This window comes from Pseudoalteromonas sp. P1-8 (assembly GCF_001399985.1).
Taxonomy (GTDB): Bacteria; Pseudomonadota; Gammaproteobacteria; order Enterobacterales; family Alteromonadaceae; genus Pseudoalteromonas.
In genome coordinates, this window is the sequence record NZ_LJSO01000005.1 from 1 (window position 1) to 26,550 (window position 26,550).

The 26,550-nt window shown below is 40.1% G+C and carries 24 protein-coding genes; 17 read left to right on the forward strand and 7 right to left on the reverse strand.

Translation table 11 applies throughout. From position 1 onward, the window contains the following. Nucleotides 1-230: 230 nt before the first annotated feature. The 3 genes from AN213_RS08515 to AN213_RS08525 form a co-directional block, all read right to left on the reverse strand. The gene (locus AN213_RS08515; RefSeq protein WP_055198331.1) at nt 231-1,946 is read right to left on the reverse strand and encodes an AMP-binding protein; all 1,716 of its coding nucleotides are present in this window, start codon (nt 1,944-1,946) and stop codon (nt 231-233) included. Nucleotides 1,947-2,180: 234 nt separating this feature from the next. Beyond that, on the reverse strand, nt 2,181-2,633 hold the full coding sequence (locus AN213_RS08520; protein ID WP_054561405.1) for a DUF3010 family protein: 453 nt from the start codon (nt 2,631-2,633) through the stop codon (nt 2,181-2,183). Between the two features lie 64 nt (nt 2,634-2,697). Next, a complete protein-coding gene (locus tag AN213_RS08525) occupies nt 2,698-3,711 on the reverse strand; it encodes an endonuclease/exonuclease/phosphatase family protein (RefSeq protein ID WP_055198333.1) in 1,014 nt (337 codons plus the stop codon). Nucleotides 3,712-3,959: 248 nt separating this feature from the next. Here AN213_RS08525 and thrS point away from each other — a divergent pair, with 248 nt between their 5' ends. From thrS to AN213_RS08575, 10 genes are all read left to right on the forward strand, one after another. Further along, nucleotides 3,960-5,870, forward strand: coding sequence for a threonine--tRNA ligase (gene thrS / locus AN213_RS08530; RefSeq protein ID WP_054561407.1), 1,911 nt, complete (start codon nt 3,960-3,962; stop codon nt 5,868-5,870). Between the two features lie 57 nt (nt 5,871-5,927). Next, the gene (infC, locus tag AN213_RS08535; RefSeq protein WP_082401559.1) at nt 5,928-6,491 is read left to right on the forward strand and encodes a translation initiation factor IF-3; all 564 of its coding nucleotides are present in this window, start codon (nt 5,928-5,930) and stop codon (nt 6,489-6,491) included. Between the two features lie 208 nt (nt 6,492-6,699). Continuing rightward, on the forward strand, nt 6,700-6,900 hold the full coding sequence (gene rpmI / locus AN213_RS08540; protein WP_054554888.1) for a 50S ribosomal protein L35: 201 nt from the start codon (nt 6,700-6,702) through the stop codon (nt 6,898-6,900). A 15-nt stretch (nt 6,901-6,915) separates the two neighbouring features. After that, nucleotides 6,916-7,275 (forward strand): 50S ribosomal protein L20, encoded by a 360-nt coding sequence (rplT, locus tag AN213_RS08545; RefSeq protein ID WP_036968189.1) that lies wholly within the window; start codon nt 6,916-6,918, stop codon nt 7,273-7,275. Nucleotides 7,276-7,474: 199 nt separating this feature from the next. Further along, nucleotides 7,475-9,271, forward strand: a complete 1,797-nt coding sequence (locus AN213_RS08550) for a M14 family metallopeptidase (RefSeq protein ID WP_054561408.1) — start codon at nt 7,475-7,477, stop codon at nt 9,269-9,271. 1 nt (nt 9,272) lies between these two features. Beyond that, nucleotides 9,273-9,914: an MBL fold metallo-hydrolase gene (locus AN213_RS08555; protein WP_054561409.1), complete on the forward strand. Its 642-nt coding sequence runs from the start codon at nt 9,273-9,275 to the stop codon at nt 9,912-9,914. Between the two features lie 145 nt (nt 9,915-10,059). Further along, entirely contained in the window at nt 10,060-10,518 is a 459-nt protein-coding gene (locus tag AN213_RS08560) for an Lrp/AsnC family transcriptional regulator (RefSeq protein WP_036968198.1), read from the forward strand. Nucleotides 10,519-10,662: 144 nt separating this feature from the next. Then, the gene (locus tag AN213_RS08565) at nt 10,663-12,219 is read left to right on the forward strand and encodes a SulP family inorganic anion transporter (RefSeq protein ID WP_055198336.1); all 1,557 of its coding nucleotides are present in this window, start codon (nt 10,663-10,665) and stop codon (nt 12,217-12,219) included. A 155-nt stretch (nt 12,220-12,374) separates the two neighbouring features. Further along, entirely contained in the window at nt 12,375-13,448 is a 1,074-nt protein-coding gene (locus AN213_RS08570) for a sensor histidine kinase (RefSeq protein ID WP_055198338.1), read from the forward strand. Then, on the forward strand, nt 13,445-14,269 hold the full coding sequence (locus AN213_RS08575; protein ID WP_055198340.1) for a LytTR family DNA-binding domain-containing protein: 825 nt from the start codon (nt 13,445-13,447) through the stop codon (nt 14,267-14,269). Before AN213_RS08570 ends, AN213_RS08575 begins: the two co-directional genes overlap by 4 nt. Nucleotides 14,270-14,351: 82 nt before the next feature. Here the strand turns inward: AN213_RS08575 and pyk are convergent, their stop codons facing one another. Next, entirely contained in the window at nt 14,352-15,785 is a 1,434-nt protein-coding gene (pyk, locus tag AN213_RS08580; protein ID WP_054561412.1) for a pyruvate kinase, read from the reverse strand. Between the two features lie 423 nt (nt 15,786-16,208). On the opposite strand from pyk, the gene gndA reads away from it, so the two are divergent. After that, on the forward strand, nt 16,209-17,582 hold the full coding sequence (gene gndA / locus AN213_RS08585; protein ID WP_055022232.1) for an NADP-dependent phosphogluconate dehydrogenase: 1,374 nt from the start codon (nt 16,209-16,211) through the stop codon (nt 17,580-17,582). A 55-nt stretch (nt 17,583-17,637) separates the two neighbouring features. Here the strand turns inward: gndA and ansA are convergent, their stop codons facing one another. Further along, the gene (gene ansA, locus AN213_RS08590; RefSeq protein ID WP_054561413.1) at nt 17,638-18,648 is read right to left on the reverse strand and encodes an asparaginase; all 1,011 of its coding nucleotides are present in this window, start codon (nt 18,646-18,648) and stop codon (nt 17,638-17,640) included. Between the two features lie 59 nt (nt 18,649-18,707). Then, nucleotides 18,708-20,573 (reverse strand): signal peptide peptidase SppA, encoded by a 1,866-nt coding sequence (sppA, locus tag AN213_RS08595; protein ID WP_054561414.1) that lies wholly within the window; start codon nt 20,571-20,573, stop codon nt 18,708-18,710. A 199-nt stretch (nt 20,574-20,772) separates the two neighbouring features. On the opposite strand from sppA, the gene AN213_RS08600 reads away from it, so the two are divergent. The 6 genes from AN213_RS08600 to AN213_RS08625 all read left to right on the forward strand — a co-directional run bounded on the left by AN213_RS08600 (nt 20,773) and on the right by AN213_RS08625 (nt 25,971). Next, nucleotides 20,773-22,734 (forward strand): FAD-dependent oxidoreductase, encoded by a 1,962-nt coding sequence (locus tag AN213_RS08600; RefSeq protein WP_055198342.1) that lies wholly within the window; start codon nt 20,773-20,775, stop codon nt 22,732-22,734. A 61-nt stretch (nt 22,735-22,795) separates the two neighbouring features. After that, on the forward strand, nt 22,796-23,506 hold the full coding sequence (locus tag AN213_RS08605; protein WP_054561995.1) for a DoxX family protein: 711 nt from the start codon (nt 22,796-22,798) through the stop codon (nt 23,504-23,506). Nucleotides 23,507-23,569: 63 nt separating this feature from the next. Then, nucleotides 23,570-24,118, forward strand: a complete 549-nt coding sequence (locus tag AN213_RS08610) for an NAD(P)H nitroreductase (protein ID WP_054561416.1) — start codon at nt 23,570-23,572, stop codon at nt 24,116-24,118. 199 nt (nt 24,119-24,317) lie between these two features. Next, nucleotides 24,318-24,695 carry a hypothetical protein gene (locus AN213_RS08615; protein WP_054561417.1) on the forward strand — a complete coding sequence of 126 codons (378 nt, stop codon included), beginning with the start codon at nt 24,318-24,320 and terminating at the stop codon, nt 24,693-24,695. A gap of 183 nt (nt 24,696-24,878) precedes the next feature. Next, the gene (locus AN213_RS08620; protein WP_054553931.1) at nt 24,879-25,280 is read left to right on the forward strand and encodes a hypothetical protein; all 402 of its coding nucleotides are present in this window, start codon (nt 24,879-24,881) and stop codon (nt 25,278-25,280) included. 73 nt (nt 25,281-25,353) lie between these two features. Next, on the forward strand, nt 25,354-25,971 hold the full coding sequence (locus tag AN213_RS08625; protein WP_054561418.1) for an FKBP-type peptidyl-prolyl cis-trans isomerase: 618 nt from the start codon (nt 25,354-25,356) through the stop codon (nt 25,969-25,971). A 68-nt stretch (nt 25,972-26,039) separates the two neighbouring features. Here the strand turns inward: AN213_RS08625 and fur are convergent, their stop codons facing one another. Then, nucleotides 26,040-26,483 (reverse strand): ferric iron uptake transcriptional regulator, encoded by a 444-nt coding sequence (fur, locus tag AN213_RS08630; RefSeq protein ID WP_054561419.1) that lies wholly within the window; start codon nt 26,481-26,483, stop codon nt 26,040-26,042. Nucleotides 26,484-26,550: the final 67 nt, after the last annotated feature.

Genomic DNA, 26,550 nt, shown 5'->3' on the forward strand with positions numbered 1-26,550 from the left:
AAGTTTCTACGTGGGGTTGCCATGCTCTTCTCCTCCATGAGTTGAACAATTTAAGTTTAGTCATAATTTTGAGAAGTGAGAAATATTAAGTTGGGTGTCTTAATATCTTTTCAACTTAATTTAATATGGGTGTCTTAATATCTTTTCATAATTTGGGTGTCTTAATAAATTAAAAAGCTCAGCGGTGCTGAGCTTGGTTGAAATTAGGGTGTATTTTTGCACGGAAATGGTTACGAGAAGGCTTTTTCGCTTAGGAGTTCTTGCATTTGTTCGCGCATTTTAAATTTTTGAAGTTTGCCTGTTACTGTCATTGGGTATTCTTCAACAAAGCGGATGTGCTTTGGTACTTTGAAGTAGGCTAGTTTATCTTTTAAGAAATCACGAATGTCATTTTCATCAAGCACTGCATCATCTTTAGGTTGGATCCAGGCACATACTTCTTCGCCGTATTTTTCATCACTAATACCAAATATGGCCGCATCTTGAATACCAGGGTAGGTGTAGAGAACTTCTTCTATTTCTCTTGGGTAGATGTTTTCACCACCACGGATGATCATGTCTTTTATTCGGCCAACGATAGCAACAAAGCCATCTTCGTCCATAACACCTAAGTCACCAGAATGTAACCAACCGTCTTGATCAATTGTTGCTTTCGTTTTCTCTTCATCATTCCAATAGCAGCGCATAATTCCAGCACCACGACTACATACTTCACCCGGTATGCCAACTTTTTGAATATCACCCAGCTCGTCGATAATCTTCACTTCAGTATGGGCTAATGCACGGCCCACTGTGGTAACTTGTTTTTCGAGTGGTGAGTCGGTTTCGGTCACGTTATTTATCGGGCTACATTCTGTTTGGCCATAACCAATTACAACTTCTTTCATATGCATTAATGAGTGAACTTTACGCATAACTTGCTCGGGGCAGGTTGAGCCGGCCATCACGCCTGTTCGTAGGCTAGATAAGTCATAGTTTGCAAAGTCTTTAAGCTCTAACTCGGCGATAAACATAGTTGGAACACCATGTAGGCCAGTACAACGTTCTTTTTCAACAACTTCAAGGGTTGTTTTAGGGTCGAATGAATCACCCGGGAAAACTGCGGTAGCACCTTTACTTATACATACTAAATTGCCAAGCACCATACCAAAGCAGTGATATAAAGGCACCGGAATACAGAGTTTATCTTCATGTGTAAGCTTCATCGCTTGGGCCATCAAAAATCCATTATTGAGGATGTTTTTATGAGATAAGGTCGCTCCTTTTGGATTACCCGTAGTACCAGAAGTAAATTGAATATTGATATCTTGGTCACAGCTTAAAGTAGCAGCTATTGCATCAAGCTCTAGCTTATGGGCATCTGTTGCGCGCTGCATGATATCGCTAAAGCTAAACATGCCAGCAGCAGGCTCATCACCAATACGAATTATATTTTTTAGGTGTGGCAGGGCGTTTAAATTTAATTCACCTGCTTGTGAATCTTTAAGTTCCGGTGCGAGCTCATTGAGCATGTTTATATAATTACTGGCTTTAAATTCACTCGCTGTTATAAGTGTTGAACACTCAACACTATTGAGTGCGTATTTTAATTCGCTTGGTCGATATGCAGGGTTAATGCATACCATGATTGCACCAATTTTAGCTGTAGCAAATTGAGTTAAACACCATTCGATATTATTGGGTGACCAAATACCAACCCGATCGCCAGGTTTTACGCCAAGTGATAATAACCCCATTGCTAACTGGTTAATCTGCTGCTGGTATTGTCTATAGGTTAATCGGATCTGTTGATGATGAACCACAATTGCGGGGTGATCAGGGTAATTGTCGACAATATCGTCAAGATACTGTCCAATTGTTTGTTCTATCAATGGAATGTCTGTACGGCCTTGATAATAGCTTTGAGTGAGTGGAAGCGCATTGATGTGTGTGTTCTTTGTCTGCATTGTATTCTCCGTGTCCGGTTAATTTGTTGTCATGGACTTGATGCAAAAGAATTGAAACTATCATTTAAGATGATTTCAAAACATGCGTACCTGATTAACTAAACATAGATTGTCGACAAAGAAAAGCTTTATAAGACTAATGTACAGAGTGTAATTTTAATAAAACAGAATAAAGAGTGGTTTTTGGGGTGTAAAAAAACGTGCCGTAGCACGTTTTTTGGTAATAAGTATCTACTAAGCTTTTGGCTCATCTTGCTTATAAGTTTTACGCATAATGTACACGTAAGCACTAATGAATGCGTTTTCTTGGAATTTTTTCAGGCCTGTGTCTTCAAAATCAATAGGCACTGGGTTGCGCTTAAGCTGCTCTTTGATTTCAGTTGCAGATAAAACTTGCACATCTAAGCGCTCTATTAACTGAATAGCCGTTTCCATTTTGAAACCTTTCGCACTACCAGCGAATTTACCTTTTGCTTGGCGCTCTTTGATTGCTACAGAGTCAATTTGGTAATCTTCCATTAATTTTTTGAAATCAAATTGGAATTTACGCATTACTTCTGTGTCATTACCGTTACCTAAGGTAAAACGTGTTTGTCTGACATCACGGATATCAAATACGTCATTGTCTTTGGTTAAAATACACAGTAGTACGTCGCTACCTGTAATTTCTACACCGCATGTTCTCATGGTCATTCTCTAAATAACTTAATTTGCGCAATTATAGCAAGTAACGTTATGAAAAACAGTTGCTTTAAAAATGAATTTTTATAGCGATAACACTATGGTCACTTACACTAATGTCTTCGGTCAGTTGTGTAGGGGAAATATGCTTGTCATAACTTTCATAGTCGAGCGCTTTCACCTTTGAAACTTGGCAATCGGGATTAAAATGTGCAGAGGCAAGAATATAATCTAGTACATTACCTTTACCTTGGTAATAATGGCTAAAGGGTTTGTTTTTCTTATCATAAAACGAGCGGCTAAACTCATAGCTGTCGGTTAGGCCAACAACGGGCTCGTTATGTTCTATGCAGGGTTCACAACGTGTAGGATGAAACCCTTGTGTCATAAACGATAAAGTAGGGCTAGTAAGTACATCGTTAAAATCACCCATAACGAGTGTTGCACATTGCTTTTCGCGTTGGGTTTTTAACGCATCATAATAAACAATGGATGCTTCTAATGAACGCGATATTTGAGACTGCATGGTACCTACTGTTTGGTGTAACAACTGCAGCAACGGATCTTCAAGGTTGTGAATGTTAAGAATGTGTGCCATTGACTGCACACGTTGTGACTTAAAGTGAACAACATAAAAGCAGACTTCACCAAAATCAGGTAAATCAATAATACATTTAATCGGGGTGCGGTTAAATTTGAATTCATTTTGATTGTTTAAGTACTCAAGTAATTCAGGGCATGGTGTCAATGCATCGGCCGATTTAAACGGGTATTTACTGGCAATAGCAACCACAGGATTGAATAACACTTGCGGATAAAGGCTATCATGGGACGGGCTATCGACCGTTTTAAAATAATCATATCCCGCTTCTTTGCATTGCACTTCTAGAGCATGCTGACTAAACACTTCTTGAAACGCCACCACATCAGGGGTTGCCTTATTTAAGAAATTAGCAACAAACGATTGTTTTTGCTGCCATTGCGTATTGTTATAGCGTTCATGTAATTGGTAAAACGAATAGGGTGGCGCGGTATAATTTAATAAGTTAAACGTTGCAAATTTGAACGTACGCGTGTTTGGCATCTTCATCACCCTAAAAGTACTGACTCACTAAGTATGAAATGACTTAACTAATTGTCAATTTACTCTTCTAACTACTTGTATTTAAGAACGTGAGCGGCGACAATGGTCGCTTGTATTTACGAAGACTCAGTAAATACAAGCTTAAATAGCAATGCTTATTCGTAAAAGCGTTGCAGAGTTACATAAAATTTTTTAAAAATATTACATGTGATGCATTGTAGGCATCACCACTGTATTAAGGATTTATAATGCCAGTTATTACCCTCCCTGACGGCAGTCAGCGTAGTTTTGAAAACCCAGTAAGCACATATGACGTAGCAAGCGATATCGGTCCAGGTCTTGCCAAAGCAACAATTGCAGGCCGTGTTAATGGTACCCGTGTTGATGCATGTGATTTAATCACCGAAGATGCGCGTTTAGAAATTATCACAGCAAAAGATGATGATGGTTTAGAGATTATCCGTCACTCATGTGCGCACCTTATTGGTCATGCGGTTAAGCAGCTTTTCCCTGAAGCAAAAATGGCAATCGGTCCGACCATCGATAACGGATTCTATTACGATATCGATATGGAGCACTCTTTAAGCCAAGATGATTTAGATGCTATCGAAAAGCGTATGCTTGAGCTTGCTAAAACAAACTACGACGTTGTTAAAAAGACCGTAAGCTGGCAAGAAGCACGCGATACTTTTGAAGCGCGTGGTGAAACCTATAAAATGGAAATTCTAGACGAGAACATCGCGAAAGATGATCGTCCAGGCTTATACCATCACGAAGAATACATCGACATGTGTCGTGGTCCACACGTTCCAAACATGAAATTCTGTCAACATTTCAAAATAATGAAAGTGGCAGGTGCTTATTGGCGCGGTGATTCTGAAAACAAGATGCTGCAACGTATCTACGGCACTGCATGGGCAGATAAAAAGCAACTTAAAGCGTATTTAAAACGTTTAGAAGAAGCTGAAAAACGTGATCACCGTCGTATTGGTAAAGCGCTTGATTTATGGCACTGGCAAGAAGAAGCACCAGGCATGGTGTTTTGGCACAACGATGGTTGGAGCATTTACCGTGAACTAGAAGACTTCGTTCGTGAAAAACTACGTGAGTACGATTACGAAGAAGTTAAAGGCCCATTAATGATGGACCGTGGTTTATGGGAAAAATCAGGTCACTGGGACAAATACGCAGATGCGATGTTCACAACTGAATCTGAAAAGCGTGAATACGCAATCAAACCAATGAACTGCCCGGGTCACGTACAAATCTTTAACCAAGGTTTAAAATCATACCGTGATCTTCCATTACGTATGGCAGAGTTTGGTTGTTGTCACCGTAACGAACCATCAGGTGCCTTACACGGCTTAATGCGTGTACGTGGCTTTACTCAAGATGATGCGCATATCTTCTGTACTGAAGAGCAAATCATGGATGAAGTGTCTGCATGTATCAAAATGGTTTACGACACATACGAAACGTTTGGCTTTGAGAAGATCGTTGTAAAACTATCTACTCGTCCAGAAAAACGTATCGGTGAAGACGAAATGTGGGATAAAGCTGAGCTTGCACTAGCTGATGCATTAAAAGCAAACGACATTGAGTTTGATTACCTACCAGGTGAAGGTGCATTCTACGGTCCTAAGATTGAGTTTACACTTTATGACTGTTTAGACCGTGCATGGCAATGTGGTACTGTACAGCTAGACTTTGCATTACCAGGTCGTTTAGGTGCAACTTATGTTGCTGAAAATAACGAACGTCGCACACCAGTTATGATCCACCGCGCAATTTTAGGTTCAATTGAGCGTTTCATCGGTATTTTAACTGAAGAATACGCTGGCTTGTTCCCAACGTGGCTTGCTCCTAAGCAAGTTGTGATCATGAACATCACGGACAAACAAGCAGATTATGTGCAAGAAATTGTACAAAAATTAAATAAACTTGGAATTAGAGCCGCTGCTGACTTGAGAAATGAGAAGATTGGCTTTAAAATCCGTGAACATACGTTAAAACGTATTCCATATTTACTTGTTGTTGGCGATAAAGAAGTTGAACAACAAGAAGTGGCAGTACGCACTCGCACAGGTGAAGACCTAGGCAAATTTAGTGTTGATGATTTCGTTGCTAAAGTAAGCGAAGAAATTAAAAATCGACAATAAATCATGAGCGTGTAGGGCAAAACAAACAGCCAACTACACGCTTTTTATTTTATATTCTTGGAGGATCGTACCATTAGAGGCGGCAAGAAAGGGCAACAAACAGCTCAAAAAAATCGTATCAACGAAGATATTACAGCTAAAGAAGTTCGTTTAATTGGCATCGACGGCGAGCAAGCTGGCATCGTGTCATTAAAAGAGGCGCAAGCTATCGCTGATGATGCGGGTGTAGATCTTGTAGAAATCAGTCCTAATGCTGAGCCACCTGTTTGTAAGGTTATGGACTACGGTAAGTTCATCTTTGAAAAAAGCAAAGAACTAAAAGAACAAAAGAAAAAGCAAAAGCAAATCCAGGTTAAAGAAATCAAATTCCGTCCAGGTACGGATGAAGGTGACTACCAGGTTAAGCTACGCAACTTACGCAAGTTCTTAGAAGCGGGTGATAAAGCTAAAATCACTATCCGTTTCCGTGGTCGTGAAATGGCTCACCAAGAAATTGGTATCGAATTATTAAACCGTGTTAAAACTGATTTGGAAGATGTTTCGCAAGTTGAATCATTCCCAAATCGTGTTGAAGGTCGCCAGATGGTTATGATGATGGCACCTATTGCTAAAAAGCAATAAACAGGGTATATTACGCACCGATTTTATTTCAGGTCTGCAAGTAACAGTTTACTGTTCACCTGAAATAACCGGTTATAAGTAAGGTTGCACTGCTTTTGTAGTGAGCCTTCACCGGATTATGGCAGTAAGTTAGGCCTTAAAAGTAGAGCTGTTTTTATATCTCTCGCCTGCTTGCTAATTTTTAAGCAATACATTTGGAGTTATTGCAATGGCTTACAAGCTAAAAACTCACAGAGGCGCGGCTAAGCGTTTCAAGAAAACTGCTTCTGGCGGTTTCAAGCGTAAACAAGCGCATCTTCGTCACATTCTGACTAAGAAAACTTCTAAGCGTAAATTACACTTACGTCCTAAGATGATGGTTCATAAGAATGACCATGGTCTAGTTTCACGTATGTTACCATTCGCTTAATAGGAGTCTTCAGAAATGGCAAGAGTTAAACGCGGTGTTATCGCACGTGCACGTCACAAAAAAGTTTTAAAGCAAGCTAAAGGTTACTACGGAGCACGTTCACGTGTTTACCGCGTAGCTTTCCAGGCAGTTACTAAAGCGGGTCAATACGCTTACCGTGACCGTCGTGCTAAGAAACGTACTTTCCGTCAACTTTGGATTGCACGTATCAATGCAGCAGCTCGTCAAAACGGTCTTTCATACAGCCGTTTTATCAATGGTCTTAAAAAGACTTCTGTAGAAATCGATCGTAAGATCCTTGCAGATATCGCTGTTTATGACCAAGTTGCATTCGCAGCGCTTGTTGCAAAAGCAAAAGAAGGCCTAGCGGCTTAATTTCGCTTTTCATAAAGTTTAAAAAGGAGCCTAGTGCTCCTTTTTTTGATCTTAATTAATATTCATAACTAACAACGATTTTGCATAGCGTATGTCGTTTGCTCCATTTTTTTGTTGAATCACCGCAGTTTACGCAATCCATTCAGATTAGTTGTTATAATTTCCCCAATATAGAATAAGTACCGCACTTGAGAGTGATATGTTTGCGAGTTTAGTGTTTTTATCTGCTGCAGTAACTTTAGACAGCCACTTACCCCCATTATTGCCATGGCAAGGCGATAGTGTGTCTTTAATGCAAGAAAAAGGACCTTTAACCACAGATTTCGAATTAAGCGAAGGCACTTTATCGCCTGATTATGCAGACACTATGGCGTTCGTAGAACGCCTTGTTGCCGCAAACCCAACACAATTCAAAGTAACGACTATTGCGACAAGCAGTGCAGGTCGTGCGGTTAAGATGTTAGTGGCGAATGAGCAAGGTTTGTTTGATGCCAAACAACTTGTTGCTGATACAAAACCAACCATCTTTATTCAAGCAGGCATTCACAGTGGTGAAATTGATGGCAAAGACGCCATGTTTATGTTGCTACGCGATATTGCAACAGGTAAACGCCGCGATATCCTGAGCAAAGTCAATATTCTGTTTATTCCTATTTTAAACGTTGATGGTCACGAGCGTAGTAGCCAATACAACCGTATTAATCAGCGTGGCCCAGTAGAAATGGGCTTTCGAACGAATGGTCTAAATTTAAATTTAAATCGTGATTACACTAAGCTTGATACACCCGAAGTACGCGGTGTAATGCAGGTTATTAATCAATTTAAGCCAGATTTATACGTGGATGTTCATGTAACCGATGGCGCTGATTACCAATATGATGTTACCTACGGCTATAATCCGGTATTTTCTAGTGAATCACCAAGTGTGTCTCAAGCGTTAGATAATCTGTTTAAACCTGTTATTGATGCCAAACTCGAAAAAGCAGGGCATATTCCTGGTCCACTGGTTTTTGTAATGGACAAGCGCGAATTTAAAAAAGGTTTAGCTGGTTGGGTGGCAACACCACGTTTTTCAAATGGCTGGGGTGATTTACGTTCATTACCAACAATATTAGTTGAGAACCACTCTTTAAAACCTTATAAGCAGCGCGTATTAGGTACTTATGTATTTATTGATGGTGCTATTGACGCTTTAGCTGCAAATGATAAAGCTCTTAATGAAGCGGTTCAAAAAGAGCTCGATTTCAAACCTACGCAATTAGTTGTTGAACGTGGTTATGCAAAAGAGCCAGATACCATCGAATTTAAAGGTATCGCTTATTCAAGAACTGAAAGCGCATTGTCAGGGCAAGCTGAAGTTAAATATTTAGGTGAAGTTAAAAACTATGACGCTTTGCCTATTTACTGGCAGAAAGAGGTTAAAAAGACCGTTAACGTTCCTGCAGCGTTTTATATTCCGCCAGCGTACAGCCAATTGGTAAGTAAGCTTAAATTACACGGCGTAGAGGTAACGACAGTGAATGGTTTTGCTTCTGAGCCATTAACGCAAGCAAGCGTTGCTGATTACTCATTTGCAAAAGCACCTTTTGAAGGACGTTTTCGTGTAGAGGCGACATTTGATTACAACACCGTAGAAAATGTCGATATGACCGGCTGGTACAAAGTCTCAACTGAGCAGCCATACTCAGAACTGGCTACACACTTACTACACCCAGAAGCGCCAGATTCATTCTTTGCTTGGGGCGAGTTTAATACTATTTTTCAGCGCACTGAATACGTTGAGAATTACGCTTTAATGCCTTATGCACGACAAATGCTTAAAGAAAAACCTGCATTGGCTTTAGAGTTCGATAAAAAAATTCGTGAAGATAAAAACTTTGCAAAAGATGCTGATGCGCGCTTGCATTGGCTCTATGAGCGTACACCGTTTTATGATCAAGGCTATTTAAAATACCCAATTTTAATGGCGTTTGAGCAGTTACAAAAAGGACAATAACATGAAAGTGAAAGCTGTTCCTGTTACTGGCTTTGCGCAAAATTGCCGCATTATTATTTGTGAGCAAACGAATAAAGCGGCATTGGTTGACCCAGGTGGCGATGCAGATAAACTTCAAGCAGAACTTGCTGCTTTAAATTGCCAATTAGAGGCAATTTATTTAACACATGGCCACTTAGACCATGTGGGCGCAGCAAAGCAACTCGCAGAGCATTTTAGCGTTGATATCATTGGCCCACATTTAGATGATAAATTTTGGTTTGATGCCTTGCCAATGCAAGCGCAAATGTTTGGTTTTGCACCAATTACACCATTTTATCCAACAAAGTGGCTAAATCATGGCGATACAATCACAGTGGGTGAACTTGAATTATCTGTACGCCATTGCCCTGGGCATACTCCTGGTCATGTTGTTTTTTACCACCAAGGTTCAGAACAGGTGATAGTGGGTGACGTGATTTTTCAAGGCTCTGTTGGTCGTACTGACTTTCCAAAAGGGGATAGTGCGCAATTACTCGAATCAATTAAGTCTGAGATTTTATCATTCTCTGATGAAGTTGCTATTTTGCCAGGCCACGGTCCGAATACCACCGTAGGGCATGAGCGAAAAACAAATCCATTTATTAGCGGACGTTTTGGTTAATGCCAACGCGTAACATCAGTTAAGTAGTTTGTAAGTGGAACGGTATAAAATTGCAATTTTTTTGCATAAATAGTAGAAAATAGGCAGACTGATTTTTAAATCAGTTATATAATTTAACCAGTATTTTTACAGAAAAAGAAATAAAATGTCTCTGAACCAAGTAGATCGCCAAATTTTGGCATTATTACAGCAGGATGCTAGCTTATCTACGGCAGAAATTGCCGATAAAGTTGGTTTATCTCAATCTCCATGTTGGCGTCGTATTGCTAAGCTTGAGCAAGATGGCTATATCAAAGGTAAAGTTGCTTTGCTTGATGAGAAAAAGCTTGGCTTTGATATGTTGGTCTATGCCCATGTTCGTCTTTCTAACCACGGTAGAACGAACCTAGCTGAGTTTGAGCGTTTAATTATGAGCTATGATGAAGTAACCGAGTGTTACAGCATGGCGGGTACCATGGATTTCATGCTTCGAATTATTTCTAAAGGTATTGAAGGTTATGAGCAGTTTGTTCGTGATAACCTACTAAACCTTGAGTTTGTTCAAGAAGTTCACTCAAACGTGACCATGACATGCGTTAAGCGTAGTACGTCTTTACCTCTTTAATCTTTTTCTACTACGTTTTATTTTTTCGAAAACGGTTAGTGCTTTTAGGTACTAGCCGTTTTGTTGTTAATAATTGTTAACTTTTGCGGATTTTGCTAGAATTCTGCGCCTTGCCGAAATGCATTCACTATAAAGAGGATCTTAATGTTTAACTTACTCAGCAAAGCGCCAAGCTCTGCTAAAAACGATATTCTATCAGGCTTGACCGTTGCGTTGGCATTGGTACCAGAAGCGGTTGCGTTTGCTTTTGTTGCTAATGTTGAGCCTTTGGTTGGTTTATATGCCGCATTTATTGTTGGCTTAATTACGGCTATTTTTGGTGGTCGTCCAGGTATGATTTCTGGTGCTACCGGTGCACTAGCCGTTGTAATGGTAAGTTTAGTTTTAGATCATGGTGTAGAGTATTTATTTGCTACCGTGTTATTGATGGGGATACTGCAGGTACTCGCAGGTATCTTCAAGCTCGGCAAGTTTATTCGCATGGTTCCGCACCCAGTAATGCTGGGCTTTGTAAATGGTCTTGCGATTGTTATTTTCTTAGCTCAACTGGGTCAATTTAAAGTACCAGACGGTATGGGCGGTCAACAGTGGATGGAAGGGCAAGTACTTTATATTATGCTTGGCTTAGTAGCGTTAACTATGGCTATTATTCATTTCTTACCTAAGCTAACCACTGCAGTACCTTCATCGTTAGCTGCCATTGTAACTGTAACAGCGATTGTGATTGGTTTTGATTTAGAAGCGCGCACTGTACTTGATTTCTTAAAAGGAATGACAGGCAATGAGCAAGCAACCATTGCCGGTGGCTTGCCTGAGTTCCATATTCCTATGGTGCCATTTAATCTTGAAACATTAAAAATTATCTTCCCTTATGCCTTAGTTTTAGCGGCGATTGGTTTAATTGAATCGTTATTAACACTGACCCTAATTGACGAAATTACTGAAACCCGTGGTCACAGTAATAAAGAGTGTATTGGTCAAGGCGCTGCAAATATTACCTGTGGTTTCTTTGGTGCAATGGGTGGTTGTGCGATGATTGGTCAATCAATGATCAATATTAACTCGGGCGGTCGCTCACGATTATCTGGTATTAGTGCAGCAATAATACTGCTAGCATTCATTATTTTTGCAGCCAGCCTCATTGAGATGATCCCATTAGCTGCCTTAGTTGGCGTTATGTTCATGGTTGTACTTGGTACCTTCGAGTGGGCAAGCTTCAAGATGATGAAGCGTGTACCTAAGTCTGATGCTTTTGTTATTGTGCTTGTTTCAGGTGTAACCGTAGCAACAGACCTTGCGATCGCGGTATGTGTGGGTGTGATTGTTTCGGCTTTGGTTTTTGCTTGGCAACATGCGAAACACATTTACACAAGCAATTACATCGATGAGCAAGGCTCTAAAGTGTATGAGCTTCATGGTCCTTTATTCTTTGGTTCGGTTAAGAACTTTGCCGAGTTATTTGATGTTAAAAATGACCCAGAAGACGTGATCATTGAATTCAAACACAGCCGTGTTGCTGATCACAGTGCGATTGAAGCAATTGACAGTCTTGCAGACAAATACGCAAAAGTGGGTAAGAAACTGCATTTACGTCATTTAAGCCCTGATTGTATTCAACTATTACACAATGCGCGTGATTTAGTTGAAGTGAATGTGATTGAAGATCCAAATTATAAAGTGGCTTCAGATAAACTAGCTTAAAAATAAAGCAGAGAAAAAGCGAAGGCTGTTGTGGCCTTCGCTTTTTTAATGTCCGAAGAATGCGGTAAGGCTATAAAAAATTAAGATAGGCGGCAGTGCTTTGCTCTCGTGACTATCGGTATAATAAAAATAATTATGAAAGGTAATCTGATATTTTGAATTGGCAATCATTAGTTGATAATCGACAACGCTTTTTCTGGGTTTTGCAAATTGCAGGCTGGATAGGTTATGCGTTAGTTAATTATATCGGCTCAAAAGTCTTTGAAATGCGTGATATTTACGTATTTGTTATTGTATTAAACGCTTATGCAGGCTGTTTAATGACAGTACCTTTACGTTATATGTATCGTAAAGTTTGGAATGCCTCACCTTGGGTATTAATGCTTGTCGTTTTTGGTGCTTCCTATGTCACAGGCACATTATGGGCCGTTGTACAAAAATTCAATTTATGGGAAATCTACCGTCACGGTTACCGACCAAATGAATGGTTTTATTACTTACAACAAGGGTTAGATTCGGTTTACATCATTCTTTGTTGGAGCGGTTTGTATTTTGGTATTAAGTATTACCAGCTATTACAAAGTGAGCGTCAAAAGGCCCTAAAAGCAACGACTATGGCTCACGAAGCTCAGCTGAAAATGCTGCGCTATCAACTTAATCCGCACTTTTTATTTAATACCTTAAATGCAATATCAACCTTAATTTTGGTAAAAGAGAACAAAGATGCAAATTTAATGGTGTCAAAATTGAGTGACTTCTTACGATACACACTCAATACCGACCCAATAAAAAAGGTGCCATTAGAGCAAGAAATTCATGCCCTCATGCTGTACTTAGAAATTGAAAAAGTACGCTTTGATGAACGTTTACAAGTTAATGTAGATGTAAGCGAGCAGGCAAAAGAAGCCTTGGTACCAAGCTTGATCCTCCAACCGATTATCGAAAACTCGATAAAGTATGCAATAGCGCAACTAAATGAAGGTGGTGTGATTGATATTAAAGCACAAGTTTTTGCAAATGAACTATTATTGGAAGTAGGCGATAATGGTCCTGGCACTGAGCTTAAAAATGGCCAACTGGTTAATTCTCAAGGCGTTGGCATAGCTAATACACAGGACCGCTTAAAAACACTTTATGAGAACAACTACTCGTTTGTTCTCTCTGACAATACGCCAAGTGGATTAAAAGTTAATCTGCGCGTTCCGTTTGAAAAGGCTGTTAAGAAATGAGCAAAATTAGAACTTTGATCGTTGATGATGAACCGCTAGCAAGAAAAGGCTTAGCAGTTCGACTTTCTGAGTTTGACGATTTAGAAGTCATTCGTTTATGTAGCAATGGTCAAGAGGCAATTGATGAATGCTTATCGGGCAATATTCAATTGGTTTTCTTAGATATTCAAATGCCAAATATGAACGGTTTTGAAGTTGCAAGAGCACTTAGTGAGAGCGTAAATCCATTACCCGCTATTGTGTTTGTAACGGCTTTTGACCAGTTTGCAGTTAAAGCATTCGAGATTCATGCGTTGGATTATATTCTTAAACCAGTCGATGACAACAGACTAAAACAGGCGGTAGATAAAGTGCATACCTATTTAAAAACGCAACAAGATAACGCCCATAAGAAAAAACTAGCGAGCTTTGTTGCAGGTATTACAGGCAATAATTGCGAAGAAATTTTAAAGAAGTTAGCAACGGGTGATAGCCTTGCTGACCGTCGTTATCCAGAATCATTAGCTGTAAAAGAGCAGGGCGAGATTGTTCGTGTGCCTGTTATTACAATTCAATGGGTTGATGCGGCTGGTGATTATATGTGCCTTCATTGCCAAGATGGGCAAACGCATATCCTTCGTAAGACAATGAAAGAGCTTGAACAAGAGCTTGATCCACAACTATTTGTGCGAGTTCATCGCAGTGCCATTGTGAATACGAAGCAAATTAGCAAGCTTGTAACTCAAGTAAGCGGTGAGTATCTTTTAGTGTTAGATAACGGCCAAGAACTAAAAGTAAGCCGTAGCTATCGCGATAAAGTGAAAGCAGCACTCGCGAGCTAATAGCTATTCAAAATTTAATCAGTTAAAAACAAAAAAGGCGCAATTATTAATTGCGCCTTTTTTATTGAAAATTTTTGACAGATTAAACAGTTACAATCTTCATTGTGTTTGTTGCACCAATCGTTTCCATTGCATCACCGTGAGTTAAAATCACAGTATCACCAGCTACTAGTGAGCCTTGCTCAACAAGTGTGTTTAATGCATCACGTACCATGCTTTCATCTTCACACTTCGTTGAATCGAAAAATACAGGATAAACACCACGGTAGAGTGCTGTTTGGCCTAGTGTGCTTGGATGACGTGATAATGAATAAATTGGTAAACCAGAGCTGATGCGCGACATCAATTTAGCTGTACTACCTGATTCAGTCAGAGTCACAATAGCTTTAACAGAATCTAAGTGGTTAGCTGCATACATCGCAGATAATGCAATTGATTCAGCATTTGATGAAAAACGGCTGTCTAAACGATGCTTAGAAACGTGCGTTTCTTTTTGTGATTCAGCACCTAAACAAACGCGAGCCATAGTAGCTACTGTTTCTTCAGGGTAGTCACCAGCGGCTGTTTCTGCAGATAACATAACTGCATCAGTACCATCTAATACGGCGTTTGCTACGTCCATAACCTCTGCACGTGTTGGCATAGGGTTATCGATCATAGATTCCATCATTTGTGTTGCAGTAACAACTGTACGGTTAAGTGAACGAGCACGGCTAATGATAAGCTTTTGCTTACCAACTAGGGCTGCATCACCAATTTCAACACCTAAGTCACCACGAGCAACCATTACAGCGTCAGAAGCAAGTACGATATCGTCAATTGCTTCAACGTTTTCAACGGCTTCTGCACGTTCGATTTTCGCTAATAGTTGTGCGTTTGAGCCAGCGGCTTCTGCTAAAGAGCGAACATAACGCATGTCATCACCACTGCGTGGGAATGAAACAGCAATATAATCAACGCCAATCTCAGTGGCAGTAATTAAATCTTCTTTATCTTTATCAGTGAAAGCAGGGGCTGTTAAACCACCACCTAAACGGTTAATCCCTTTATTGTTCGAAAGCACACCACCAACAGTAACAGTCGTGTGAACTAGGTCACCGTCAACGCTATCTACTGTTAATTGAATTAATCCGTCGTTTAATAACAGTAAGTCGCCTGTTTTAACGTCGTTAGGTAGCTCTTTATAGTCGATACCTACCGCATTAACGTCGCCTTGGCCTTTTTCCATTTTTGCGTCAAGGGTAAATTTTGCGCCAACTTCTAGGTTTACTTTACCGTCTTTAAACGTTGATACACGAATTTTAGGACCTTGTAAGTCTGCAAGGATAGCAACGTGTTTGCCTAAACGCTTAGCAATGCTGCGTACCGCTTCAGCGCGGTCTTTGTGATCTTGTGCTACGCCATGTGAGAAGTTCAAACGAACCACATTTGCACCTGCACGAATAATTTTTTCTAGGTTGTTATCGCGATCGGTTGCCGGTCCAAGGGTCGCAACAATTTTTGTGCGTCTTAGCATCAAATTCTCCTGTGCGCTCAAATATATTAAGCGAATTGATGGTTATCTATTAAAATGTCGTGCTATAAACCTTTAATATAGGCTTATACATAAGCACAATGTAGAACTCATAAGTAAAAAATGATTGTTTTTACTTATGAGAATCTGGCTCTTTGTATTAATTATAGAGTATACAAAGGGTGAATGATGTTATTATGACACCGGTGTCAGGTAGCGTCAATACACATACCTTTTTAAAGGGTATTATAAAAATCTGGTCCGATGCCTTGGTTATTTTGATATACTGGGGGCAACGTCGCTTCATGATTTCGATGATTTATCTCAAGTTGGCTGTCAAGCTCGCATTTTTGGGCTGCTTGGGTATAATGCGCGCGTAATTATTTTGATTAACTAACCAATAGTTGTTACCGAGGAGGACACTAAATGCAAGTTGCATTAGTAGGGTTAGGCGTTATGGGTAAAAATCTTGCCCTCAACCTGATTGAAAAAGGGCTGACATTAGTAGCTTATGATAAAAACCCAGATGCGGGTGCCGAGTTACTAAGCTGTGCGAAAGCACTAGGTTTGGCAGACCGTTTACATATTGTGTCTGATTTAAATGATATGGTTAGACGCTTAGAGCCGCCTCGTTCGATTCTTCTTTTAGTTCCTGCTGGTGAATTGGTTGATAAAGTATGTACAGAGCTTGCAGAAGCAGGTGTTGACTGTGATGACATTATCGTAGATTGCGGCAACAGTAACTACAAAGATGGCATTAGCCGTAAACTTAAATATCAAAACAAATTTGAATTTGCCACTATGGGGATTTCTGGCGGTGCAGAAGGTGCACGTCACGGTCCTGCAATGATGGCAAGTGGTTCAGAAGGCGGCTGGGAGCGTGTTGAGCCGTGGTTTGAAAAAGTAGCGGCAAGCTACAAAGGTGAGTCGTGTTTTGCTCGTGTAGGCCAATCTGCAAGTGGTCACTTTGTGAAAATGGTTCATAACGGTATCGAATATGCGTTAATGCAATTAATTGCAGAAATGTATCAATTATTACGTTTAGGTACTAATCGTTCACCAAAAGAAGTGGCTGACATTTTCAATGAATGGTCTGAAGGCACTTTAAATAGCTACTTACTGTCAATTTCAAGCCATATCTTAAGCCTTGAAACGACAGAAGGTGAGCCACTAGTTGATTTAATCGACAATAAAGTTGGCGCGAAAGGCACGGGTTTATGGACTGCACAAAATGCCCTAGAGCTTGGTATTGCAGTGCCATCACTAGTTGCAGCTGTTCAAGCACGTCACTTAACAAATACGTGTGATACGCATGCTGCTAAAGAAATGACTTACGCTGCTAAAGCAACTGATACCGTTGATTTAGACTTAGCAGAGCTAAAAGACGCATTCACATTGGCAAGTTTACTTGCTTACCGCCAAGGTTTAGCGCTTATCAAAGGTGCGTCTCGTGCGCATCAGTGGAAAGTAGATCTTTCTAAAACGCTACAAACGTGGCGCGCAGGTTGTATCATCCGTGCTGATTACTTAGACAATGTAGCTGAAGGTGTAGAATTTATTGATTCTATGCAGCGTGAATCAGCAGCATTACGTAAAGTAACGGGTGCAGCAGTTTCATCTGGTCTTGCATTCCCTGTGTTAACAGCAACGCAAACTTACATTGCGACGTTAACAACACCAAGTAATGGTCATCTAGTTCAAGCACAACGTGACTACTTCGGTGAACATGGTATTAAAACTCACAGTGGTGAGATTTGCCATTTAACAGACTTAGTTGAGATTGACGAAAAAGTTCGTTAATTATCAAAAAGCATAAAAAAGGCACCAATTGGTGCCTTTTTTTGTATTTGCTGTATTAACGACTTAGCTCACCGCGCAGGTTGTCTTGCATCAAGTGACGAATTGTTTCTACTTCAAGCTTTTGACTAAATAAGTAGTGTAACTTGGTCAAACACGCTTCTAATGTCATATCGTAGCCACTGATCACACCACAATTTAATAAGGCATTACCGGTTGCATAACCGCCCATATTAACTTGGCCTTTTAAGCACTGCGTTAGATTAACAATCACCATACCGCGTTTACTTGCATCATTAAGAATATCTAAGAACGCCGGATCTTGTGGGGCATTACCCACGCCAAAACTTAATAACACAAGTGCTTTGATGTCATCATTAACTAAACTTTTAACCACTTTTGGGCTGATCCCAGGATAGAGATAAAGCACACCAATTGGCTGTGGCGTGATATTTGACACCTGTAGTTCGTTATCAACATAAGGGCTAAGTTGCCCTTTGATCAGTTGAATATTAATTCCTGAAAGTGCTAATGGTTCAAGGTTCGGTGATGCAAAGGCATCAAAGCCATCAGCATGGGCTTTTGTTGCACGGTTACCACGGAATAATTGGTTATTAAAAAACAGGCTTACTTCAGCAATTGGGTAATTAGCGGCTAAATACATGGCATTAAGTAAGTTTACTTGGCCATCAGAACGAAGTTGCGACAATGGAATTTGTGAGCCTGTCACAATTACAGGTTTTGTGAGGTTTTCGAACATGAAAGACAAAGCAGAAGCTGTGTAGGCCATGGTATCGGTACCATGCAGAACCACAAAGCCATCATAGTCTTGGTATTTACTCTTAATATCGTCAGCAATTAATTGCCAGTGGGCAGGGGACATATCTGAAGAATCAATGAGCGGGCAATATTCGTGAATATCAAACAAAGGCATTTCATCACGATTAAACTCTGCATTATTGACCACTGTTTCGGTTAAAAAACCTTCCGCTGGAACATAGCCACGGCTCGATTTTTTCATACCGATAGTACCACCCGTATAGGCGATATATATACGTTTACGTTTCATAAAAAAAGCCCAGTTAAATAACTGGGCTTAGTATACCTAAAATCGCTTAGCTAAGTAACTTATTGAATTACATTACACACTAAACAACGAGCGTAAACGCCTTGTGGATCGTTGTAATCTTTTAGGTTATCAATTTCACTACTTAACTGATTAATTAGGCTTTGTAAGTTGGCTTGTGTTGCTAGTACTGATTGTGATGAATCAGACTTAGCAAAGAAGCTCTTAACAGCCGCGGTGCCAAAGATATCTTGCAGCATTTGCTCTTGTGGTGTGAGCGACTGCTTGATGGTTTTGACATCATAATGATTAAGCTTAGCAAGCTCAGCTGCCGCCTTAATTGCATCTTGCTTATCACCAAGTTTATCAACTAAACCCAGTTCTTTTGCTTGAGTTGCAATCCATACACGGCCTTGGGCAATTTTATCAACTTGCTCAGGGGTCATGTTACGCGCTTCAGCCACTACATTTAAAAAACGTTTGTATGCATTTTCAACGCTCATTTGAATGATATCTGACATTTTCTCGTCAAGTGGGCGTGCAATAGAGAAGCCAGCAAGGTCTGTTGTAGCAACGCCATCTGAGTATATACCTAATTCAGCCATAGTATTTTCAAACGTCATGAAAGTACCGAATACACCGATTGAACCTGTAATTGTGCTAGGGGCTGCCCAAATTTCATTGGCTGCAGATGCAATCCAGTAACCACCTGATGCTGCCACTGAGCTCATTGAAGCGATAACCGGTTTACCCGCTGCTTTAAGAGCTAATACTTCAGCACGGATAACTTCAGAAGCAAACATACTACCACCACCTGAATCGATGCGTAGTACAACGGCTTTCACTTTGTCATCAAGACGCGCTTTGCGAAGTAGGGCTGCTGTAGAGTCACCACCAATTTCACCTGCTTTACGCTCGCCATCAACAATGGTTCCTTTCGCAACAACCACAGCTACTTTTTCAGTGATTGGGTTATCGAACTCAACAGGCGGTTTTACCAGCGATAAATACTCACGGAAGCTTACTTGCTTAAAGGTTTTGCCTGTTTCTTCTGCACCAACTAACTCAATAAGCTGTTGGCGAATTTGTTGTGAGGTTTTTAAAGAATCAACCCACTGATTATTTAGAGCGTATTGGCCCGAGTTACCGTCTACTGCTTGCATTTTTGCAAGGTAAACATCCATATCTTCATCGAAATTACTTTCATCGAATGGACGGCTCGCAGCAACGTCAGTTTTATACTCGTTCCAAAGTGCAGTTAACCAAACGCTATTCGCTTCTTTTGCCGCATCTGACATGTCATTACGAATAAAAGGCTCAACCGCTGACTTATAAGTACCAACACGGAAAATATGTTGAGTTACTTTTAATTTTTCAAGCGCATCTTTGAAGTAAAGCGGGAACATACCGTAGCCTTCAATGCTCACACCACCATAAGGGTGCATAGACACTTCATTAGCGTGGGCTGCAATATAGTATTGAGCTTGTGTATAGTAATAGCCCGTTGCAATAACTTGCTTGCCTGCTTCTTTAAACGCATCAATTGCTTTAGTTATTTGTTTTAGCTTATTGATGTGTGCACTTGGCATTTTTTGTAGATCAAGAAGCATCACACTGATGCGATCATCTTTAGTTGCTTGGTTGATCACTTCAACAACATCATCAAGTAGAATTTCTGATGGTGCCTCTTTACCCATAGTTGCATCGTTGATTGCTGCTTCTACAGGATCAACATACGTTTTTTCTTCAACAATAGGGCCATTTAAGTTTAGGCGTAGCACGGTTCCGTCTGCTACTTTTACTTGGTCTTCTTCACCTGTGATGGCAACAAAGAAGAGTATTACTAGTAATAGAAATAATATGTTTAGGACCAAACGGCGGGAGAAATTAATCCCGGTCCAAATGCCTTTAAATATCTTTGCTAGCAAAATAAATCCTTAATTCAGTACAGCTTAGTAGTGATCTCATCTTAGCTTAGAATAACTTTAAAATTAACTGTTAAATAGTAACAGAGTGTTTAAAACGACAATTTGCTACATATTAATTACCAGTGAAAAGTTGATTATTCTAAGTTATTGCCGCAGAATCTATTTCAAATAGAGGTTCGACCAGTTAACGGGGCACACAATGTTAGAACAAAAATTACAATTACCGCATACCGAACTTCGTAATCGTTTGGTTATGGGCTCAATGCATACCGGCTTAGAAGAAGGCTGGCATAACCGTAAACGCTTACGTGCATTCTACGAAGCACGTGCCAAAGGCGGCACGGGTTTAATCATTACAGGTGGTTATAGCCCAAATATTCGTGGCAAGCTATCTCCGTTCGCATCAACATTTAACTCATTTTATGATGTGATCAAACACAAAGCATATACTGATGCAGTGCATCAGCATGGCGGAAAAATTTGCTTACAATTATTGCATGCAGGTCGCTATGCTTATCATCCATTCAATCAAGCGCCAAGCTCAATTCAGGCACCTATTAATCCGTATAAACCTAAAGAAATGTCGTTAGGTTCAATTAAAAAAACCATCAAAGACTTTGCTAACTCAGCAAAATTGGCTGAAAAAGCAGGTTATGACGGTGTTGAAATCATGGGTTCTGAAGGTTATTTGATTAATGAATTCATGGCTAACCACACTAATAAAAGAACAGACAACTATGGCGGTAGTTTAGAAAACCGCATGCGCTTGGCTGTTGAAATTGTTAAAGCTGTACGCGCTAAAGTAAGTCAAAAGTTCATTATTGTATTTCGTTTGTCTATGATGGATTTAATTCCTAATGGATCAACACCTGATGAAGTAAAACAACAAGCACTGGCACTTGAACAAGCTGGCGTTGATATTTTTAACACGGGTATTGGTTGGCACGAAGCTCGTGTACCAACCATTGCCAGTATGGTACCAGCAGGTGCATTTAAAGAAGCATCAAAACGCTTAAAAGAAACGGTATCAGTGCCAGTGATCGCGGTTAACCGTATTAACACTCCAGAAATTGCCAATGGAATTTTAGAAGCAGGCGAGTCTGATTTAATTTCGATGGCACGTCCTTTATTAGCAGACCCAGAGTTTTTCAATAAATACGTTAATAATAAGTCTGAGCAAATCAATATTTGTATTGGTTGTAATCAGGGCTGCTTAGACCATGTGTTTAAAAATAAACGTGCAACCTGTTTGGTTAACCCGCAAGCGGCTTTTGAGTTAGATTACAGCCTTGAAAAAGCACCATCTTCTCGATTAGTCCTGGTTGTGGGTGCTGGCCCTGCTGGCCTTGCTGCAAGTTGTTACTTAGCAGCGAAAGGTCACAAAGTGACTTTAATTGAACGTAAAGAACAAATGGGTGGCCAATTTAATTTAGCCATGCAAGTGCCGGGTAAAGAAGACTTTAACCATACCCTTAACTACTTTACTAATGAATTAAAGCGTTTAAATGTCGATTTACAGCTCGGTACTGAATTTACTGACAATATGCTTAATCAATACGATGATGTGGTGTTTGCAACAGGCGTACGTCCGCGCGAAGCCAAAATAGAATGCAGTGAAGGCAAACGTGTATTCGCTTACGATGAAGTAATTCGTGGTGAAGTAGAACTAGGGGATAAAATTGCGATTCTAGGTGCCGGTGGTATCGGTTTTGATATGGTTGCCTTTTTAAGTGAACACAAAGGCCAAACAATTGAGCAATTCAAAACTCAATGGGGTATTGAATGCGAAGCTGCGCCTGAAAAAGACAATCGTCAAATTTACATGCTTAAGCGAAGTGCAGGGCGCTTTGGTAGTGAACTGGGTAAAACAACGGGTTGGATCCACCGTCAAGTTGCTAAACAACACGGTGTTAAACAAATCGCTGAGTGTCAGTATCTAAGCTTTGATAAGCAAGGTTTGAAGATAACGGTAAAAGGTGAAGAGCAAATCCTCGATGTTGATACTGTGATTGCCTGTATTGGTCAGGTGTCAAATACTGAAACGTTCGATAATCAAACCGAAAACGCTAAAGTACACGTTATTGGTGGCGCAAAACTAGCTGCTGCTATTGATGCAAAACGTGCGATTTTTGAAGCGCTACAAGTTGCTCGTAAAATTTAATTGAAAGTAAACTAGAAAACGTGCGGTCTGTGTGATTAATCTATTTAGTCACGAGACCGCTATGTTGAACACACACCTAATACCCCTTTACCATCGCATTTTAAATAAACTGCAGTTTTTAGATGGGCTCCCCAGCCTGTTAATTCGCTTGATCTTAGCCCCAGTGATGATCATTGCCGGCTTTAATAAACTAGCTTTAAGCGGTGATGTAACTCATTTTTATCAATACTTTTTAGCATCAGATGATATTGTTGCTTGGTTCGGAAATAGTGAATGGGGTTTAGGCCTACCTATGCCCTCTCTACTGGCCTTTTTAGCTGCATGGACTGAGTTTTTAGGGGGGATCTTTATATTATTGGGTTTATTTACTCGTTTAACAGCAATCCCTTTAATGATCACCATGCTGGTTGCAGCGACAACAGTACATGCCAGTAATGGTTGGTTTGCTGTAACACCTACCGATGCCAGTACCAGCCCTGCGAGAGTGCTGAATTGGCTAGCAATACCAGGAAGTGAAGCCAGTTTAGTTAATTCCAATGAAGCCAGTGAAAGATTAACCAAAATGCGCGAGTTGCTAGAAACGCATGGTTATACAGAGTACCTCTATGCGAAAGGGAAACCTGTGATCTTAAATAATGGTATTGAGTTTTCCGCAATATACTTTGTTATGCTTTTAAGTTTATTTTTTGCAGGTGGCGGTCGTTACGTCAGTTTAGATTATTGGTTAACTAGAAAAGCATCGAATAGCTTTATTGCTAATAAAGATAAATGATAAGCTTGGGTTTTCTGCCCCGATTATTAAGGGGCATCGTACTTAAGCATTTACGGAATATTCATGGACGCTTTGACGCTATTACAAACTCGACAATCAGATCCTCGCCTTATCGCACCAGGACCAACTGCAGAACAACTTGAAATTATTAAGCGAGCGGCCATTAAAGTGCCTGATCATGGCTGTATTGCTCCTTGGCGATTTATTCTCGTTGAAGGCAATGCACGTAATAAATTAGGCGATATCTACCATCAAGCCGCAGTCGCTGAAAATCAAGATGAAAGAACCATTGAGCGCGCTAAAGATCTACCTCTACGCTCTCCTATGATGATCATTGCCATTGCTGATGTAACTGAAAACCCAAAAGTGCCACGTATTGAACAAGTACAAAGTGCAGGCTGCGCTGTACTTGCAATGCAACAAGCGGCATTTGCGCAAGGTTTAGGGGGCATTTGGCGCACAGGTTATTTTGCACAGAGCCCTGCTGTTAAAGCGGCATTAGGTTGTAAAGAACAAGATGAGATTGTTGGCTACTTATATCTAGGTACACCAGAAGTAGACATTAAAAAACCAATAAGACACAAGCCAGAGACGTTTTTTGAGAATTTATAAATATTAGGAACTTTTTTGCAGTTAAGCAGTCAGACACTATTAAGCTTACATATGTTAGTTTTTTTAGATTTAGCTTAGCTGTAAGAAGCGCACGGATGCAAAAAACGAAATAATTCTTCTTCAGTGTGTTTTTTAATCGGTTATTTTTTGTTAACGTATGGATAGTCTTAAAAAAATAACGATAAAGAAGACGAGAACGATGGGAAACTTATTTTTACGTGAAAAAGAAAATTGGTTCGCTTGGTCAATTTGGGGCTTAGTTGGTGCCGTGGTCACTTTTTTTGTTGCCATGTCTACGAAACAACCTCATTACCTTGGCTTGTCTGCTGTAGTGGTATTACTCCTACTGACTTGGTGGATGCAAAGCACTAAACGTTTCGATTTCGGCCGCGCTTTTAAAATTTGTTGCTACGTTTTAACGATCACCTGCTTACCAGCCTTTGCATTAGTCATTATACCTAGCTATAACCTCAATAAAATTGACGTAATAGTGCAGGGTTCAGGCTTTGCAATTGTTAGTTTAATTGTTTGTTTAGTTTGCTCTTTAATCGCAAAGCGCCCTAAGCAGTACTATTAAAATTACTTTTTTAAAGTTTTTTACATTTATGGCTTTACAACGAACGCAGTAAGCACTATTATGCGCGCCGTACGGAGAGATGGCAGAGTGGTCGAATGCACCGGTCTTGAAAACCGGCAGTCTCTCCACCATTATTTAGAAAAACCGCCTTTAGGGCGGTTTTTTGCTATCTGGAGATAAGTAATGTCAGCAAGCGAGTCTTCTTCTACACTAATGCGCATTGTTAAACATGTCCTGCTTTGGTGTATCTTTTCTTATTTTTATCACAGCGGGATCAATGTACTTGTAGCTATGGCCCATGATGCGCAGCCTGATTACGGGTTAATATCTTCAATCGCTTATGGTATTGGCTTTAATGTGTTAGTAGGGCACCTTATTGGCAAATACGACAAGCATTGGCCTGTCATTGCTGCATGTGTGATTTCTACAGTGGGTCTTATTGCTGTGCCTTTAATTATGTTAGGCAAAGATGGTTTAATGAGCGGCTTTTTTATTGCTTCGATGATCGCTACATTACCTGTTGCGACATTTGTAATTGATAAAATAAAGCAGCGAATTAGTGCAAACACTGAGCAAACGCAGTAAAACTAGGCGATATTCGTTGTTTTTTTATGTTAGTATGAGCACGTCTTTTAACTAAATAAACGTGAATTAAAACATGTCAGATAATTTTACAACAGACGCTGAAAAAGCAAGTTACGGTATTGGTTTACAAATGGGTGAGCAATTAAAAGCGAATCCATTCGAAGGTTTAAACTTAAATTCTGTATTTGAAGGTATGAAAGACGCATACACTGGTAATGATTTCCAAGTTGAAATCCCAGAAATTCAAGCAGCTTTTGAGAAAATCAACGCTGAGATCCAAGCTCGTCGTGAAGAAGAAGCTAAAGTTCTTGCAGCTGAAGGTATTGCATTCTTAGAAGAAAATGCAAAACGTCCTGAAGTAACAGTAACTGAATCAGGCCTTCAATACGAAGTACTTACTGCAGGCGACGGTGAAAAACCAACAGCTGATTCAACAATCCGTGCACACTACCACGGTACACTAATCAACGGTACAGTATTTGACAGCTCATACGAGCGTGGTCAACCAGCTGAATTCCCAGTTGGCGGTGTAATCAAAGGTTGGACTGAAGCAGTACAAATGATGGGTACTGGTTCTAAGTGGCGCTTATACGTACCACACGAACTTGCTTACGGTGAGCGCGGTGCTGGTGCAGCAATCGCTCCTTTCTCAACGCTAATCTTTGACGTTGAGCTATTAGAAATCATCTAATCGATTTCAAATAGACATAAAAAAACCTGCTTAAAGCAGGTTTTTTTATGTCTGAAACAAATAGCTAATTAGCTATTTGATTCAGCGTATTCTTTACACGCAGCAGTGTCTTCACATTCACCATATAGGTAAAGAGAGTGGTTAGTCAGTTTAATACCATTCTCTGTTGCGATTTCTTCTTGACGACGTTCAATTGTATCGTCTTCAAACTCAACAACCTTACCACATTTTAGGCACACTAAGTGGTCATGGTGAGTGCTACCTGATAATTCAAATACTGACTTGCCGCCTTCGAAGTGGTGGCGAGATACAATACCTGCATCATCAAATTGGTTAAGAACACGGTAGACAGTTGCAAGACCAATCTCTTCGCCTTTGTCTAAAAGAATTTTATAGACATCTTCAGCGCTGATGTGTTGGTTGTCTGGAGATTGCAGAATCTCTAAAATTTTAATACGCGGCAGAGTTACTTTTAACCCTGCTTTTTTTAATTCCAAGTTGTGATCAGTCATTCAATCTGTCTCAATTTTATTTAGTTATACTAGGCATCATCAAGATGCACACGACACATTAGCAACT

Excerpts from the sequence above, each read along its gene's own strand:
- pyk (WP_054561412.1), bottom strand. The coding sequence starts at position 15,785 with ATGCTAAGACGCACAAAAATTGTTGCGACCCTTGGACCGGCAACCGAT.
- AN213_RS08620 (WP_054553931.1), top strand. The coding sequence starts at position 24,879 with ATGTCAGCAAGCGAGTCTTCTTCTACACTAATGCGCATTGTTAAACAT.
- AN213_RS08575 (WP_055198340.1), top strand. The coding sequence starts at position 13,445 with ATGAGCAAAATTAGAACTTTGATCGTTGATGATGAACCGCTAGCAAGA.
- AN213_RS08550 (WP_054561408.1), top strand. The coding sequence starts at position 7,475 with ATGTTTGCGAGTTTAGTGTTTTTATCTGCTGCAGTAACTTTAGACAGC.
- gndA (WP_055022232.1), top strand. The coding sequence starts at position 16,209 with ATGCAAGTTGCATTAGTAGGGTTAGGCGTTATGGGTAAAAATCTTGCC.
- rpmI (WP_054554888.1), top strand. The coding sequence starts at position 6,700 with ATGGCTTACAAGCTAAAAACTCACAGAGGCGCGGCTAAGCGTTTCAAG.
- thrS (WP_054561407.1), top strand. The coding sequence starts at position 3,960 with ATGCCAGTTATTACCCTCCCTGACGGCAGTCAGCGTAGTTTTGAAAAC.
- AN213_RS08555 (WP_054561409.1), top strand. The coding sequence starts at position 9,273 with ATGAAAGTGAAAGCTGTTCCTGTTACTGGCTTTGCGCAAAATTGCCGC.
- rplT (WP_036968189.1), top strand. The coding sequence starts at position 6,916 with ATGGCAAGAGTTAAACGCGGTGTTATCGCACGTGCACGTCACAAAAAA.
- AN213_RS08610 (WP_054561416.1), top strand. The coding sequence starts at position 23,570 with ATGGACGCTTTGACGCTATTACAAACTCGACAATCAGATCCTCGCCTT.
- AN213_RS08560 (WP_036968198.1), top strand. The coding sequence starts at position 10,060 with ATGTCTCTGAACCAAGTAGATCGCCAAATTTTGGCATTATTACAGCAG.
- fur (WP_054561419.1), bottom strand. The coding sequence starts at position 26,483 with ATGACTGATCACAACTTGGAATTAAAAAAAGCAGGGTTAAAAGTAACT.
- AN213_RS08525 (WP_055198333.1), bottom strand. The coding sequence starts at position 3,711 with ATGCCAAACACGCGTACGTTCAAATTTGCAACGTTTAACTTATTAAAT.
- ansA (WP_054561413.1), bottom strand. The coding sequence starts at position 18,648 with ATGAAACGTAAACGTATATATATCGCCTATACGGGTGGTACTATCGGT.
- AN213_RS08625 (WP_054561418.1), top strand. The coding sequence starts at position 25,354 with ATGTCAGATAATTTTACAACAGACGCTGAAAAAGCAAGTTACGGTATT.
- AN213_RS08615 (WP_054561417.1), top strand. The coding sequence starts at position 24,318 with ATGGGAAACTTATTTTTACGTGAAAAAGAAAATTGGTTCGCTTGGTCA.
- AN213_RS08515 (WP_055198331.1), bottom strand. The coding sequence starts at position 1,946 with ATGCAGACAAAGAACACACACATCAATGCGCTTCCACTCACTCAAAGC.
- AN213_RS08600 (WP_055198342.1), top strand. The coding sequence starts at position 20,773 with ATGTTAGAACAAAAATTACAATTACCGCATACCGAACTTCGTAATCGT.
- AN213_RS08565 (WP_055198336.1), top strand. The coding sequence starts at position 10,663 with ATGTTTAACTTACTCAGCAAAGCGCCAAGCTCTGCTAAAAACGATATT.
- AN213_RS08520 (WP_054561405.1), bottom strand. The coding sequence starts at position 2,633 with ATGAGAACATGCGGTGTAGAAATTACAGGTAGCGACGTACTACTGTGT.
- AN213_RS08605 (WP_054561995.1), top strand. The coding sequence starts at position 22,796 with ATGTTGAACACACACCTAATACCCCTTTACCATCGCATTTTAAATAAA.